The 15,052-nt window shown below is 58.5% G+C and carries 14 protein-coding genes and 1 tRNA gene; 7 read left to right on the forward strand and 8 right to left on the reverse strand.

Annotated features, from left to right (window positions below; all coding sequences use genetic code 11):
• The first annotated feature begins 85 nt into the window (after positions 1-85).
• Complete coding sequence (mqo, locus tag E9954_RS28380; protein WP_136082670.1) at positions 86-1,570, forward strand: malate dehydrogenase (quinone); 1,485 nt, start codon at positions 86-88, stop codon at positions 1,568-1,570.
• 92 nt (positions 1,571-1,662) lie between these two features.
• Entirely contained in the window at positions 1,663-1,944 is a 282-nt protein-coding gene (locus E9954_RS28385; protein ID WP_136082671.1) for a FeoC-like transcriptional regulator, read from the forward strand.
• A 30-nt stretch (positions 1,945-1,974) separates the two neighbouring features.
• Here the strand turns inward: E9954_RS28385 and E9954_RS28390 are convergent, their stop codons facing one another.
• The 7 genes from E9954_RS28390 to E9954_RS28420 all read right to left on the reverse strand — a co-directional run bounded on the left by E9954_RS28390 (position 1,975) and on the right by E9954_RS28420 (position 10,359).
• Complete coding sequence (locus E9954_RS28390; protein WP_168442663.1) at positions 1,975-4,155, reverse strand: patatin-like phospholipase family protein; 2,181 nt, start codon at positions 4,153-4,155, stop codon at positions 1,975-1,977.
• Between the two features lie 150 nt (positions 4,156-4,305).
• Positions 4,306-6,375 (reverse strand): prolyl oligopeptidase family serine peptidase, encoded by a 2,070-nt coding sequence (locus tag E9954_RS28395; protein WP_222847357.1) that lies wholly within the window; start codon positions 6,373-6,375, stop codon positions 4,306-4,308.
• A 25-nt stretch (positions 6,376-6,400) separates the two neighbouring features.
• Complete coding sequence (locus E9954_RS28400) at positions 6,401-7,360, reverse strand: Kelch repeat-containing protein (RefSeq protein ID WP_136082673.1); 960 nt, start codon at positions 7,358-7,360, stop codon at positions 6,401-6,403.
• Positions 7,357-8,217 carry a 3'(2'),5'-bisphosphate nucleotidase CysQ family protein gene (locus E9954_RS28405; protein WP_136082674.1) on the reverse strand — a complete coding sequence of 287 codons (861 nt, stop codon included), beginning with the start codon at positions 8,215-8,217 and terminating at the stop codon, positions 7,357-7,359. Before E9954_RS28405 ends, E9954_RS28400 begins: the two co-directional genes overlap by 4 nt.
• Before the next feature lie 64 nt (positions 8,218-8,281).
• Positions 8,282-9,253 (reverse strand): phosphotransferase, encoded by a 972-nt coding sequence (locus E9954_RS28410; RefSeq protein WP_136082675.1) that lies wholly within the window; start codon positions 9,251-9,253, stop codon positions 8,282-8,284.
• The gene (locus tag E9954_RS28415; RefSeq protein WP_136082676.1) at positions 9,250-9,789 is read right to left on the reverse strand and encodes an NUDIX hydrolase; all 540 of its coding nucleotides are present in this window, start codon (positions 9,787-9,789) and stop codon (positions 9,250-9,252) included. The genes E9954_RS28410 and E9954_RS28415 overlap by 4 nt, the downstream gene beginning before the upstream one ends.
• Positions 9,790-9,870: 81 nt before the next feature.
• The gene (locus E9954_RS28420; protein WP_136082677.1) at positions 9,871-10,359 is read right to left on the reverse strand and encodes an HIT family protein; all 489 of its coding nucleotides are present in this window, start codon (positions 10,357-10,359) and stop codon (positions 9,871-9,873) included.
• Positions 10,360-10,534: 175 nt separating this feature from the next.
• Here E9954_RS28420 and holA point away from each other — a divergent pair, with 175 nt between their 5' ends.
• Positions 10,535-11,632 carry a DNA polymerase III subunit delta gene (gene holA, locus E9954_RS28425; RefSeq protein WP_136082678.1) on the forward strand — a complete coding sequence of 366 codons (1,098 nt, stop codon included), beginning with the start codon at positions 10,535-10,537 and terminating at the stop codon, positions 11,630-11,632.
• Between the two features lie 57 nt (positions 11,633-11,689).
• On the opposite strand, the gene E9954_RS28430 is transcribed toward holA, so the two are convergent.
• Positions 11,690-12,256: a hypothetical protein gene (locus E9954_RS28430; protein ID WP_136082679.1), complete on the reverse strand. Its 567-nt coding sequence runs from the start codon at positions 12,254-12,256 to the stop codon at positions 11,690-11,692.
• A gap of 234 nt (positions 12,257-12,490) precedes the next feature.
• Between E9954_RS28430 and E9954_RS28435 the strand changes: the two genes are divergently transcribed.
• From E9954_RS28435 to E9954_RS28450, 4 genes are all read left to right on the forward strand, one after another.
• Complete coding sequence (locus tag E9954_RS28435; protein ID WP_136082680.1) at positions 12,491-13,168, forward strand: YggS family pyridoxal phosphate-dependent enzyme; 678 nt, start codon at positions 12,491-12,493, stop codon at positions 13,166-13,168.
• A gap of 51 nt (positions 13,169-13,219) precedes the next feature.
• Positions 13,220-14,017 carry a pyrroline-5-carboxylate reductase gene (proC, locus tag E9954_RS28440; RefSeq protein WP_136082681.1) on the forward strand — a complete coding sequence of 266 codons (798 nt, stop codon included), beginning with the start codon at positions 13,220-13,222 and terminating at the stop codon, positions 14,015-14,017.
• Positions 14,010-14,837, forward strand: coding sequence for a hypothetical protein (locus tag E9954_RS28445; RefSeq protein ID WP_136082682.1), 828 nt, complete (start codon positions 14,010-14,012; stop codon positions 14,835-14,837). Before proC ends, E9954_RS28445 begins: the two co-directional genes overlap by 8 nt.
• A 75-nt stretch (positions 14,838-14,912) precedes the next feature.
• Positions 14,913-14,988, forward strand: a tRNA-Thr gene (locus E9954_RS28450).
• The last annotated feature ends 64 nt before the right edge of the window (positions 14,989-15,052 follow it).

Raw genomic sequence — 15,052 nt, forward strand, 5'->3', positions numbered from 1 at the left:
CGGAGTGGCAGTTCGAATACTTGTTAAGTGCCAAAAACGGGCCTTGGCATTGACTTTCCCAGTCCTAGTCCGTATTGATAATCCCATGAATAACGATCATGTTTCAGGAAGTATTGGGGGGCGGTCCGACGTGGTGTTGATTGGCGGCGGAATCATGAGCGCCACGCTGGGCACCATGCTCAAACAACTGAACCCGGAACTCTCGATGCAGATTGTCGAGGCATTGCCGCGCGTTGCGCAGGAAAGCTCGAACGCGTGGAACAATGCCGGAACCGGGCATGCGGCACTTTGCGAGCTCAACTATACGCCCGAAGACGCCCTCGGCAACATCGACATTTCGAAGGCCGCACGGATCAACGAACAATTCGAAACCACCAAGCATTTCTGGGGCTGGCTGGCGGGGCAGGGCATTGTTGCCGACCCGTCCTCCTTTGTCCGCCCGTGTCCGCACATGAGTTTTGTCTGGGGCGAATCGAACCAGGACTTCCTGCGCAAGCGCCATGCGGCCATGGAGAAAAGCCACCTGTTCGAAACGATGGGGTTCACGACGGACTGGGCGACCATAGAAGGCTGGGCGCCGCTTTTGACCGAAGGTCGCCCCTCCGGTGAATCCCTGGCGGCCACCCGGGTGGAAGCGGGCACGGATGTGAACTATGGATCGCTCACCAAGCAACTGATCGATCATCTGGTTTCCCTCGATGGCGTTGAGCTGGCGCTCGATACCAAGGTCGGCAGCATTCGCCGGACAGGTGATGGCTGGAAAGTGGGCCTTGTTGGCGGAAAGAGCATTGCGGCAAGGTTTGTCTTTATCGGGGCAGGCGGCGGGGCGTTGCCGCTGCTGCAGAAATCCGGCATTCCCGAAGGCAAGGGCTTCGGCGGCTTTCCCGTTAGCGGCCAGTTCCTGGTTTGTAAGAACCAGGAGATCGTTAAACGACATGCCGCCAAGGTCTACGGCAAGGCGGCGGTCGGTGCGCCGCCCATGTCGGTGCCGCATCTGGACACCCGGGTAATTGGCGGCAACAAGTCGTTGCTTTTCGGCCCCTATGCCGGCTTTTCCCCCAAATATCTAAAAACCGGTTCGAACCTCGACCTGTTAAAGTCGGTCAAGCCCGACAACCTGGCGCCCATGCTGGCCGCCGGACGCGACAATATGCCGCTGACCCAATATTTGATCAACGAATGCCGCAAGAGCCACAACGACCGCTGCGAAATGCTCCGCGAATTTTTTCCCGACGCCAGGAATGACGACTGGACGCTGATCAATGCCGGGCAGCGCGTGCAGATTATCAAAAAGGATGCCGAGCGAACCGGGAGCCTGCAGTTCGGAACCGAGGTGGTGGCCTCCGCCGATGGCTCGCTCTCGACGGTGCTCGGCGCTTCGCCCGGCGCCTCGACGGCGGTATCCATCATCCTCCAGGTTCTGGAAAAATGCTTCCCGCACCAGATGGCTTCCGCCGATTGGAAGGCGCAGCTGGCCGCGATGGTGCCCGCCTATGGCCTCGACCTGACCAAAGACAAGGCGGCCTATCTCGACCTGGGCGGCAAAGCCGCCACCTTGCTCGGGCTCTGATTCGGTTCCCTTCAGAAAATGCTCGCCCGGGCCCCGGACAACGGGTAGACATTCCGCCAACGGTTGGAGGAGAGAACAACCGGAGAAAAAAAATGCTCGATCAAATTATGGATGTCTTAACGCCTCGACGCATGATGACCGTCGGCAACCTTGCGTTGCAGTTCGAGATGAAGCCCGAAGAGCTTCATCCTCGATTGGAGCAACTGAATGCCGAAGGCCGGGTGCGCTATGCGCTCTCGAAATGCAATGGCTCCTGTTCCACCTGCTCAACCTGCACGGTTTCATCTTCGGGAGAAGTGGTGAACGATGCCGACTTGGCGGTCGACCCGACCGCCATTGTGATCTCCATGGAAATCCGCCAGCAGGACGATTAGGCGCTTCCGGCTGGAAACCGAACCCTCCGCTTAAAACTCGCTGCCCAGCGAGAAATAGATGCTGTGGTAGCCGCCGTCCGCAAGGCCATAGGTTAACATCAACGGGCCAATATTCAGGTCAACGCCAACCCCCAGCGATCCGCCATACCGAACGTCGGAGTTCATGCCGTTCTCCCAGACATTGCCCACATCGAAACGGGACAGGGTATAAATACCGCGCCCCAACTGGGCCGGTAGCTCCTTGAGCCGGTAGCGGTAGGCGAGCGTTGCCACCCCAAGACTTGATCCGCGAAACTGATCCTGGGCCAGGCCGGAAAAACCATCGGCCCCGCCGAGTGTGAACTGGGCATAGCCTGGAATGTCGGTGCCGAGCGAGGATCCGCCTTCCAGCGCCATTTCCATCGTGTGGTCGTTGATCGAATGGCTTAGGATGAAGTCGGCCGAAACCTTATCGAACGAAACATCGCCCCCCCAATCCTCGCGCGGGAAGAATCCGCGCGTTTCAAAATAATAGCCCTGCCGCGGGAAATAGGTTCTGTCCTTCTGATCGACGATCAGGCTGAACGCCGGGCCTGCATAGTGGTCGTCGAAATCCGGCAATCCGGTAAGGCCGGTCTCGACCTCGCCCTTTCCGATGCCCCATACCGGCCCCACGCGCAGTTCCGCGAAGCGGCGTAGCTGAATGCCGAAATCGAAATTGGCCTCGGTCTTCTCCACATTGTATTCGGCAATGTGGTCTTTGTCGTCGTAGAGATCCTGGAGTTCCGAGCGGTAGTTGATCATCGGAGCAACAAACAAATAGCCGCCATGGCCCAGGGGCTGGTAGAACTCGGAAAGAAGGCCCTGGGTGCTGCCGATGATGGCATCGTTGCGCCACTCGGCTCCGAGCGGGCCGATGCTCCGCCGCGTCAGGTTGAGCAGTATGTTCCAATCGGTGTCGTTCTGGAAATCGCTGCGCAGGTTAAGGCCGACGTTGAGATAGAGCGGTCCTCTGGGATCTTCCGTCACCACATAGTTGAGCGAGCCCGTTTCCTCGTCTTTTTGATCCAGGTGGAAGAGCACCTGCTCGAACTCGCCGATGCCATAGATGCGCATGAGGTCAAGCTGCAGGGTCTGGGCATCGAACGAGGTGCCGGCCTTGCTTTGGATGCGGCCGCGGATCGACTTTTCGCTGACGCGGCTCTGACCTGCAACCTCGATGGCATCAAGCTGCACACCGGTGGGGTTGGCGCGGCGGTGGCGCTTGAGGTAGGCCGCATATTCCTCCTTGTCCACGCTGAGTTTGGCAATCTCATCGAGCTTGCCGCGCGCGGCAACTTCCCCCTTTGGCACCAGCTCTAAAACGCGGGCGAATTGCGAGGCCGTGAAATCCGCCAGCTCCGGCTGCAGGCCAAGGTCTGCCTGTTCGAACTGCTTAATCTGTTCCGGGCGCTGCATGATGGCGTAGGTGCGCCCCAGGATTCCGGTAATGCCCTTGAGCTCTTCCGGATCCACATCGTCGGATGCCGAACCAACATCGACGGCAATGATGAACTCCGCCCCCATCGCCTTGGCCACATCGACCGGAAGATTGTTGACGATGCCGCCATCCACCAGCAACCGACCCTCGATTTCAACGGGAGTGAAGGCGCCGGGAACGGCCATGCTCGCCCGCATCGCCCGCGCCAGGTTTCCGTGGCCGATCACATGGGCGCTGCCGGACTGAAGATCGGTGGCCACGGCGCGGTAGGGAATGGAAAGGTGATCGAACTCGGTGATGGTTGCCGCGCGTTGCACCTGGAGCTGCAGCAGGTTATTGAATTTTTGCCCGGCCGCCATTCCGGCTCCCATCTTCAAGCCCTTCCGGCCAAGCCCCATCTCGATGAGATAGCGTTGGTCTTCGAGCTTGCGGCGGAAATAAAGTTCGCGGCGCGGTGTGGCATCGCTCATCACCTGGTTCCAGTCCAGCCCGGAAAGGAAGGCCTCGATTTCGTCCGGCGACATCCCGCTGGCATAAAGGCCTGCAATAATGGCGCCCATGCTCGTGCCGCAAATATAGTCGATCGGTACGCGTTGCTCTTCGAGCACCCGCAGGACACCGATATGCGACATCCCCAGCGCCCCGCCGCCTCCGAGCACCAGTCCAATCTTCGGACGTTCGTCGCTGCGGTTTTCGTTCCCCGTTGCCTGGAACGACACCATCAGCAGCATGCTCCAGATTATCCACCGCATTGTCATCGCAACCCCTTTCCCGGATTTCCCCAAATCAGTCCGCCCTCCGGCCAAACATTGGAACACGGTAAACCACGGGGCATGCGGATGACAACCGGGAAAAGGAACGGGAGCAGGAATATCCCCGCCCCGTTTGCTGTCCGGCTTGTGCTACTTTGACAGCATCTTCAGCAGGTAGACATAGCCGAGGCTTTCCATCATCGCCTTCTGCTCGTTGGTCACGCCTGCGCCGTGGCCGCCCTCGGTGTTTTCGAAATAGAAGAAGGGGTGGCCGAACTGTTCCATGCGCGCCGCCATTTTTCGGGCGTGCCCCGGATGCACCCGGTCGTCGCGCGTGGTGGTCGTGAAATAGATCTTCGGGTAGTCGCCGTCCTTCGCAAGGTTTTGGTAGGGCGAATAGTTGCCGATGTATGCCCACTCCTCGGGAATATCGGGATTGCCGTACTCCGCCATCCAGCTCGCGCCGGCGAGCAGTTTGTTGAAGCGTTTCATGTCGAGCAGGGGAACGGCGCAGATCACGGCCTCGTAAAGCTCCGGCCGTTGGGTGGCGACCACCCCGACCAACAGGCCGCCGTTGCTACCGCCCTTCACGCCGAGGGTCTTGGGCGAGCAATAGCCGCGTTGGATCAGGTCTTCCGACACCGCAATGAAGTCGTCGTATGCCCGCTGGCGGTTTTCCTTGAGGGCGGCCTGATGCCATGCGGGGCCAAACTCGCCGCCGCCGCGGATGTTGGCGACGGCAAAGGCGCCGCCGTTGGCCAACCAGGTTGCGCCCATCACCGGCGAATACCCCGGCCGAAGCGAAATCTCGAAACCGCCGTAGCCATACAGCAGGGTCGGGTTGGAGCCATCGAGCTTGGCCGCCCTGGGCAGCACGATGGAGTAGGGGATCATGGTGCCGTCCTTCGAGGCGGCTTCGTGGAACTCGACCTTGAAATCGTTGCCGTTGAAGAATTCGGGCAGGCTCTTGACCTTCGAGAATTCCTTGGTGTCCTTCGAATAATAGAGGGTGCGGGGGGAGAGGGCGCTTTCGTGCGTCAGGAAGAGGCGGTCGGAATAGTCGTCCGCCGAAACCACCGACAGGGTGCCGTGTTCCGGCGCTGCAACGTGGTCAACCGTCCATTTCCCCTTGTCGAACGAATGTTGGATCAACAGGTCGTAGCGCCCGCCCTTGAAGACGCGAACCAGGATCAGGTTTTCCGTGGAGGAAACCGCGCCGAGGCTGTCGCGTTCCGTGGGTTTGAACAGCACCTTGAATTCATGTTTGCCCTGGAGCAGGGCGTGGTAGTCGAGCGCAAGCAATGAACCGCCAACGACCTTCCTTCCACCTACGTTCCAATCTTTTTTCGGTTTCGCCAAGAGGTGTCCCTTGAAGAATCCGCTGACATCGACGTCGAGGGGCAGGTCGAGCTTGATCAACTTACCCGTCTCATAGGCATGGTATTCGCTCTCGTAAAACGAGATGCCGCGCGTTATCACGGCATATTTCCGGGCGACCGTGTTCTGCACAAACGACCGCACGCTCACATCGTCGTGCTTTCCTTCGAAGACCAGCCCGGCCTTTTCCAGCGGTGTGCCGCGCGTCCACTTCTTCACTTGGCGCGGATAGCCGGAGGCCGTCATGGAACCTTCACCGAAGTCGGTGCCGACCAGCAGCGTGTCGCGATCCAGCCACGAGGTGTCGCTCTTGGCTTCCTCCAAAACGAAGCCGCCTTGAACAAACGCCTTTTCCCCGATGTTGAATTCCCGGCTGACCACCGCATCGCCGCCACCGCGCGAAAGGCGCAGCATGCAGATGTCGAAGTCGGGATGGAGCGTGTCCACGCCCTTGAACGACCAGTTTTCACCCTCCTTTTCGGAGAGCTTGCTAAGGTCGAGCAGGATTTCCCATTCGGGGGCATCCTTGAGATAGGCCTCCAGTTTAGTCCGCCGCCAGACTCCGCGCGGGTAGGTTTCGTCCTGCCAGAAGTTATAGACATGGTCGCCACGGATCGCCGGATAGGCAATGCGCTCCTTCGAGTTGAGGATCTCCAGCGTCTTGTTGTAGACCTGCCCGAACTTCGGATGCTGTTTCAACACGTTGGTCGTGGCCGTATTCTGTTGCTCGACCCATTCCATCGCTTTTTCACCATCCACCTCCTCCAACCAGAGGAAAGGATCTTCTTGGGCGGTGGTAACCATGGCCATCATCAGTGCCGTAAGCAGGATTTGTTTTCGCACAGCGGTTCTCCATTCATAAATAGACTCATTTGGACAGTTTTAGGCGTTCGGTGGTTTCCAGTTCGGGGCCGCCACCGCGCCCACCGGAACCTGAGCAGGTATAGATGCAGTTTTTGTGCAGGATCAACGCCGTGCCATGGCGTCCTTGCTTGAGCGGGGGATAGTCGTGCCACTTCTCTTTTAACGTATCCCATGCCTCCACTTCGGCATGCGCTTCTTTCTGGGTCATGCTCTCGCCACCAGCCACCACGATGTCCTGGCCGATGGTCGCCGTCGAGTTGCCTGCTCGCGGGGTTGGGAGGTCGTCCTTTAGTACCGACCACGCGCCGCTCTTGATGTCGTAGACATCGACCTCCGGCACCGTGAGGTCGAACACTTGGTTTGTTTCCTTCGAGGTGGTGCGACCGCCGGCCGCATAGATTTTTCCATCGAGGTAGGTGCATTGGAAATGGTCGCGCTTGTGCTTGGCGTTTTTCAGCTTTGTCCATTCGCCGGTGGCCGGGTCATATCGATCCGCCCAGTTCACATAGCCGCCCACATGGCCATTGACGATCCCGCACATGACATAGATCTTACCATCCACATTCACCACACCCGCCGAACCGCGCCGCCGGTTTTTCGGGATTTCGTCACCCCAGCTCCACGTATCCTTTTTCGGTTCATAGACCAAAACCTTTTCGAGCCCCGTCTCGTTCGGGTAGCGCCCGGTCATGGCGCAGATGATCAGGATTTTATCTTCATGGACCACCGGTTGGAAATGGTGGATCTCTATTGGCGGCTTCGAGGCGTTGCGCCACGTTTTGGTTTCGGGATTGAAAATGTTCACGGGCTGGATGCGCCGCCCGCCCAGCAGGTAGAACTCGCCCTCGAATTCCACAAAGGCCGCTTCGTGGCGGGGGTTCGGTTGCCCCTTGGTTTCCAGTGTTTCCCATTCGGCGGCGACCACCGATGTGGCTGCGAGCAGGGCGATGATGAGTGCTTTCATATCAGTTTCTCCTTCAAGGCGAGAATCTTGCGGGCAAGTTCGGCATCCGTTGCATAGAGGATGCCCTTTCGGTTCATGTAGATCGAGTCGGCATGGTTCAGATCGAGCGGGTCGCCGTGGATGTCGGACACGTGCGCGCCCAGCTCGCGGTAGATGCAGGCCGTTGCGCCGAAATCCCAGAAGGTACCGCCGCCGACCTTCTCTTTGGGCATCCTGACATAGCAGGCCGGCGCGTTTTCCAGCGCCCAGATGGCGTTCATCACTCCGCCGCCGTGCGTGGTGGTCTCCAGCTTTCCGTATCCAAAGTTCTCCAGCCCAGCCACCAACGCCGGATATTCCGGCTGTTCGGCCACGCTGCGGTCGGTGTTCATGAACAGCCGACCTTCCACATGGCCGAGCGTCCAGGGTTTTTCGTTCCGGAAGGCGCCTTGGCCGCGGATCGCGTGGTAGAGGATGTGCTCGATCGGATCGTACACCACCCCAATGTAGGGAACGCCCTCCTGCGAAATTAAGGCAATGGAAACGGCGTAGCCCGACGTCCCTTCGATGTAGGGCAGGGTGCCATCGATCGGGTCGATGCACCAAAAAAAGTCCTTCACCAACCGGCTCCCGTCGTCCGGGCTCTCCTCCGTTAGCAGGGCGAGGTCATATTCGGCAAACGTCGGTTCAAGTGTTTCCAGGATCATCTCCTGGCATTGGCCATCCACTTCCGTCAGCACCTGCGAGGCGAGGCTGTCGCCCTCCTTATCCTGCCGGATGTCCGTTGGCCGCGTCTTGGAAATATGCGCACCCGCCTTCCGCGCCGCTTCGATGGCCAGATTGCAGAGGTCGGTTAAATTGTCTGTGTTGAGTTTCATGCCGGGAAGGGTAGCAACGAATGAATGGAAAGCAACGAATAGTTCGGATGGGAGGATTCGTTGCCTATTTCAGTTGTTCCAGAACTTCGTGGGCGAGGCGCTCGCTGTAGCGGTGGATCTTCCAGTGGCCGGGACTCCAGCCTTGGAGGAAACGGAAAAAGTCCGTCCAAGCCACGGGGTAGAGCGACCGCCAATCCGCTTCCAACGCCGTGAAGTCGATTTGCTTTTCATGGTTTCCCAATGCGGTTTCCAGAGTTTCAAAATAATAATGAAGCAGGGCGGTTTCCTGCCGCTCGCATTCGTCTTCGCAGAGGCAGCTGCCGAGGAAATAGGCGACGTCTTTCATGCCGCACCCGCCGCCGACATACTGGAAATCGACCGCCGCCACCCGGCCGTCGGCGGCAAAGCAAAAGTTGGCCAGCTTGGCGTCGCCATGGACCAGCGTCTGGAACGGGCTTTCGTTCAACTTCCGATCCATCGCCGGAGCGGCGGCTTTGAGCTTCGGATCGTCCAGCTCCGCCCATTCATCCGGCCGCGTTTCGAGATGCCAGTAGGTGCCCGTTTGCCATAATTTGTCGGGCGTCTCGCCCATGAACGTGGCGTGGAAGTGGGCCAGCCACGATAGGCAGGCTTTGATTTCGGCATCCGAAACGTAGCTGCGCCGTCCATCGAAGCCGGAGGCATCGAGATCCTCCATCACCATGAACACTTCGTCGCCATGCGTTTCGAGTGCAAAACATGCCGGCACGCGGCAGGTATCGTTGCATCGCGCCGCCCACTCGGCATAGAACGCGGTTTCCACCTGGTAGGACTTAACCTTCCGTTCGTGCGACCGCCCCGTATTCCACCCGCGCGGATGGTGCTTCTCGTCCGGCCAATGCACATGCTTCACGACGACGCTTTTGAGATCGGATCCGTCCAACCCGACGCGCACAATCTTCCCATATCCGCTCCAAAGGCTTTGGATCACTTCGGATTCGGTCAGCGCCGTTGCGCCGGTTGCCTTCAGCGTAATTTCGGTAAAATGTTGGTTCATCTATTCAGCCATTTCCTTGCCATGCGCAGCATGGATTCATCGGTCGTATATTCATCGAGGTGATTGATCGTACCCCACGCGAGATCGTGCGATTCGTTGCTGACCGCGTATTCTTCGCTTCCTGTGCAGCGGAAGGCGAAGCGGATGTCGTGGTGATCGTGCTCCGGCTCATTCTTGCGGGCGGGGATGAGATGGATGTCGATATCGAAAATATCTGTGCTGATCGGCTCAAGGTCGGGCAATCCCGATTCCTCGCGGGCTTCCTGCAGGGCTGCATCGAGGATGTCGGTATTGCCGTCGGCGTGGCCACCCAGCTGCAACCAGGCGTTGAGTTTGCGGTGGTGCGTCAGAAGGACGTGGGTGCCCGCTTTGTTAACCAGCCAGGCGGAGCCGGTGATGTGGCCAACCGAAAGCGACCGTTCAAAGCAGTCGGTATGGCGCTCCACGAAGCTGATCAGCCGGTCGGTCATGGTGGCCTCATCCGGCCAGTGTTCCCGATAGTTACAAAGTTTGGAAAGCAGGTCATTGCGGTGCATGTAAACATCCTGAAGCGGGAGCCCGGTGTAGCCGAGGTCCTCGACCTCGGTCCGCGATCATGGATCGCGGCTACACATTCATTAATCAGGCGGATTAAACAGAGGGAAGAGGGCGTCGTATTGCTCCATCAGCGCCTGCGGCATGACGCGCGTGTCGGAGAGCACCGGCATGAAGTTGGTGTCGCCTATCCAACGTGGAACAATGTGCTGGTGGATGTGGTCTTTCAGGCCGGCACCAGCGGCGGCGCCAAGGTTGTAGCCCAGATTGAGCCCGTCGGTTTTCAGTTCAGCCTTGAGGATTTCGACGGCCTCGATGGTGAGGTCGGTCATTTCGAGCCGCTCCTCGGGCGTCATGTCCTTGAGGTTTTCGAGATGCCGGTAGGGGGTGACCATCAGGTGGCCGCCGGTGTAGGGGTAGCGGTTCATCACCACGGCGCAGGTTTTGCCCCGTTTGAGGATGAGGTTGTCGCGGTCGGCCGCATCCGCGAACATCTTGCAGAGGAAGCACCCCTCTTCCTTGTCGGACAGAATATATTCAATGCGCCACGGCGCCCAAATCGTCTTTTGCATAATCTATTTCTCTCGACTTGCAGGCAGAATATTTGCGGCAGAACTATCTGCTGAGCATAAACCGGATCAGATTTTTCTGCCTATTATCTTTCTGCCCAATTATCCCTTTGTGGTTTTCAGTTTCAAACACAGGGATTAAATCATATCTTGTGCGGATTGGAAGAGGAACAATTTCATGGCGGACAACGTATATTTTTATTGTGGCAACGATGAATACCTGGTGGGGCTCAACGCCCGGAAAAAGGTCGACCAGGTTTGCCCGGCGGAGGAGCAGGCGCTCTCGTTGGAGATCATCGACGGCAGTGCCTCGAAAATCGAGGAGGCGGTCGCGGCGGTCGACCAATGCATCGCGGCGTTCCGGACGGTAGGCCTGTTTGGTGGCAAGAAGGTGGTCTGGTTCCGCGAGGTCGCGTTCTTGAAAAACGCGGTGATCATGAAGAACGCCGATGTGAAGCGTCTGTTGGGCGAGCTTTCGAACGACCTGAAATCCGGGCTCTCGCCCGACCAGTTCCTGATCATTTCCGCTCCGGGAATCGATAAGCGCTCAGCCTTCCACAAGGCGTTGAAGGAGGTCGTCCAGCTTGAGGAATTCAATATTCCCGAACGCGACTACGAAGCACGCCCGGTGGCTCTCGAGCGCGCCCTCTCCCTCTTCAAGCGCGAAGGCTATTCCATCGACAACGATGCCGCCCAAGTCTTCATCGACCGAACCGGATTCGAGACGCGCCAGATCATGAACGAGGTTGAAAAGCTGGTGTTGTTCAAGGGCGCCGACAAGACCATCCAGCTGGCCGATGTCCAGTTGATGACCTCCTCTTCCGGCGAGGCCATCACCTGGGACTTCACCGATGCCATTGCCGAACGCAAGCTGGCCGTTGCCATCCGCATTTTCCGGCAGCTCCTGTTCCAGAAGCAGACGGCCATTGGGCTGATTATCCAGATCGAGAGCATGTATCAGAACATGTTGCGTTTCCGCGAATACATGGAGGCGGGCTGGCTGCGCATGAACGGCAACCGGATCCAGTGGGCATCCGGCCAGGAGATCGACGACTATTTCGAGGCCATGCCCGACGACCCGCGCACGATGCACTGGTTCCGCGCCTCGAAGATCGCCAACCAGGCCGCGCCCTATTCCGTTACGCGCCTGGCGGCCAGCAAGCGGCTGGTGGTGGATACGCATGAACGGATGCTTTCGGGCGGATCAATCCCCCACGAACTGATGCTCGAGACCCTGCTGGCCAAACTCTGCGCCCCGCCGCAGCGCCGGAGATAGGCGCAAAAAAAACCGCGGGATCGCCCCGCGGTTTTACAGAACTGGCCCTGGCTCGAATTATTCGCCGCCGAAGCTCCAGTTGACAATGATCATGCCCTGGGCCAGATCACCCGGGAAATCCTTGAACCAGGCATTGTCGGCAATAATGTTGACCAAGCCTAGCTGGAAGAGGTTGTTCGCGGTTGCGGCATAGTTCACCAAGCCCCACTGGAAGCCGGCTTCAACGCCCTGGGCAATGTTGACCGTGCCCAGCTGTACGCCGGTCAGGTTGCCGGCATAGTTGCCGATCCAGCCCCACTGCAGGCCTTTCATGTCGCCGGACGCATAGTTGACCCAGCCCATCTGGGCTCCGGTATAGTTTTCGGCATAGTTGAAGATGGTCGGCAGGAAGATAAACCACTGGAGACCGACACTGTCGCCGGTGGCGCCGTTCACGAAACCGAACTGCCAGTTAAACGTGGGGCTTGGGTTTTCATTCCACACACCCAGGGAGACTCCGGTAATATTGGCATCCCGATCCTGGAGTGCGATGTCGGGGGTCAGCGATAACTGGAAGGCTGCATCTTTCGCCATAACGCTGGAAGCCACTACGCAACTGAGTGCCACTACGATCAACTTTTTCATTCTATCTCTCCTTATGTTTGGTTCCGAATGAACTCGCCCGACGGTCACATCTCCGTCAGAAACTAGGGGCATTCTAAATAGGACCAAAAGTATTGCAATTAAAAAACGCAGGCATCCTTGGCCCGATTTTCCGGGCAGGTTTCGGTGCAAAACAACGCTTTCCGGGATCGCCATGTTTGGTATGCTAGGCCTCTTTGAAGGGACAGTTGGTCTTGTAAATGGGAAACGAACGGCATGAACGAAACATTTGAGCAACGGTTGGAGCGGGTGGAGCAGCGAATTGCCAAGGCCTGTCAAAACGCCGGGCGCTCGCGCGAGGAAGTCCGCCTCCTGGCCGTTTCCAAAACCAAGCCCCCCGAAGCCGTACGCGAGGCCGCCGGATGCGGGCTGCGCCTCTTTGGCGAAAACCGGGTGCAGGAGGCGCAGTCGAAAATCCCCCTGTGCCCGCCCGGACTCGAGTGGCATTTGATCGGGCATCTGCAAACCAACAAGGCCAAGATTGCCGCCCGGTTTTTCCAGATGGTGCATTCCGTGGATTCGCTCAAGCTGCTCGAAGCGCTCGATAGCCATGCCGGAACCACCCTCCCGGTTTTGCTGCAGGTCAATGTTTCCGGCGAGGCCGCCAAGTTCGGCATGAAACCCGACGAGGTGGCCGGGGTCATCGAAACGGCCAACCGCCTGCAGAAGTGCGAGGTGCACGGCCTGATGACCATCCCGCCCTTTTCCCCCGATCCGGAAAAAACACGCGTCCACTTCCGCGCCCTGCGCGAGCTGCGCGACCGCCTGCAGCAGGAAACCGCAACCCCGTTGCCCGAGCTTTCCATGGGCATGTCGCACGATCTCGAAGTCGCCATCGAAGAAGGCAGCACCTGGGTCCGCATCGGAACCGATTTGTTTGGATCACGAAACTAGGCGTCACAGTTATGCTGACGGCCGTCAGCATAACTGCAACAAAGGAAAAGCATGAACATTGTATTTATTGGAGCGGGCAACATGGCCGAGGCCATTGTTGCAGGGATTGTGAAGAACAAGGTGGTTGCCGCCGCCAATGTCTGCGTAACGGATGTTTCGGAAGAGCGACTGACCCATTTTCTCATGAAATACGATGTCAGCACATCCGACGACAATGCCTACGCGGTGGCCAAAGCCGATGTGGTGGTGCTCGCCGTCAAACCGCAGGTTTTCCCTTCGGTCTGGCCGGAGATCGAAGGCGCCCTGAAGCCCGATGCCCTCGTTGTGAGCATCATGGCCGGCATCCCGTCGGCCAAAATCGCCAATGGCCAGCCGCTCCGGGTGGTGCGGGTTATGCCGAACACGCCGTCGCTTGTTGGCATGGGGGCGGCGGGGATCGCGGCGGGGGAACGGGCAACGGAATCCGATCTGCAGGTTGCGCAAAAACTGCTGGGTGCGGTGGGCTCGGCCGTGATTGTGGCGGAAGAGGAGATCGATGCCGTCACCGCGCTGAGCGGTAGCGGCCCCGCCTATGTGTTCTACCTGCTCGAAAGCATGCTCGAGGCGGCTGGGAAGATGGGATTGGAGCAAGGAATTTCCCGTGAATTGGCGCTCGCAACCGTGATGGGCGCCGCTAAACTGATGCAGGAAACCGGCGAGGATGCCGCTGTTCTGCGCAAGAAGGTCACTTCCAAGGGCGGCACCACCGAAGCCGCCATCAATACCCTGGAAGAGCGGCATGTGAAGGACTCGGTTGTGGCCGCGCTGCTGGCGGCCCAGGCGCGCTCGAAGGAGCTGGCAAATGGCTAAAGTGAAAACCGCAAAAAAGAAAAGACCCCTGAAGGTGCGGATCAAGCGCAACCTGGTCACCGCCACCACGCTCTTGCTGATCCTATACATCGGTGTGCACGTCATCACCCGCACCGACGGCTTCCGCACCCTGGTCGCCGACAAGTTGTCCAACGGCACCCGCCAGCTCATCACCCTCGAAAAATGCGGCGCCACGCCGCTGCTGGGCTTGCACCTGCAGGGACTCGGTTTCGAAGGCGCCGTCATTCCCGATGCCAAGGTGTTGTTCAACTGGCATGGCCCGCTGTACAAAGACGTACCCCTCGTCCGCAGACTGATCATTGCCAATCTCGATATCGAATTCCGCCGTATCCCCACGAGCGGCAACTGGGAGCCACTCGTGTTGAACGGCGTGGGCGCCCGGCTTGGTGCCATTCTTGGGCTTAATCCCGCAACAATGGATGAAAACGACGCCCTTCCCAAATTCCCGGCCTACGCCATAAACGAGAAAACCCTCGTCCAGCTACGCCGCGCGAAACTCGTTTGGCGCGATGAAAAAGGGCGCGAGCTCGCCTACATCACCGAGGCCGACCTCAACGTCAAGTCCGGCACATTGATCAAGCGAAAGGTCATCCAAACCATCGCCAAATGCGGCCATGTCAAACTCGCCTCCGGCCGCGCCATGCGCGACTTCCGGTTGGAAGTGTTCCGCATCGAAGGCTCCGGCGTCGCCACCATTCTCGACATGGCCGACAGCAATGGGGAGTATCCCGAGTTTGCCACCGAAAACCTCTGGCAGGATCTCAACCTGAACCTGCACCAACTCTCCGAGCACCGGTAGCGGCAACAAAAAAGCCACAGATCCGAATTGACCCGGAACGCCCATTTTCGTAAACACGTTCCCTTCTTTCGAGAGGCCAATGTAGCTCAGCTGGTAGAGCAGCTCATTCGTAATGAGCAGGTCGTCCGTTCGAATCGGATCATTGGCTCCACTCTTTCCCTAATAAAATCCAATGTTTTCAGGGGTTTTGAGGTAAATCCCTCATTCCTATGTGT

The sequence above is a fragment of the Pontiella desulfatans genome (assembly GCF_900890425.1).
Taxonomy (GTDB): domain Bacteria; phylum Verrucomicrobiota; class Kiritimatiellia; order Kiritimatiellales; family Pontiellaceae; genus Pontiella; species Pontiella desulfatans.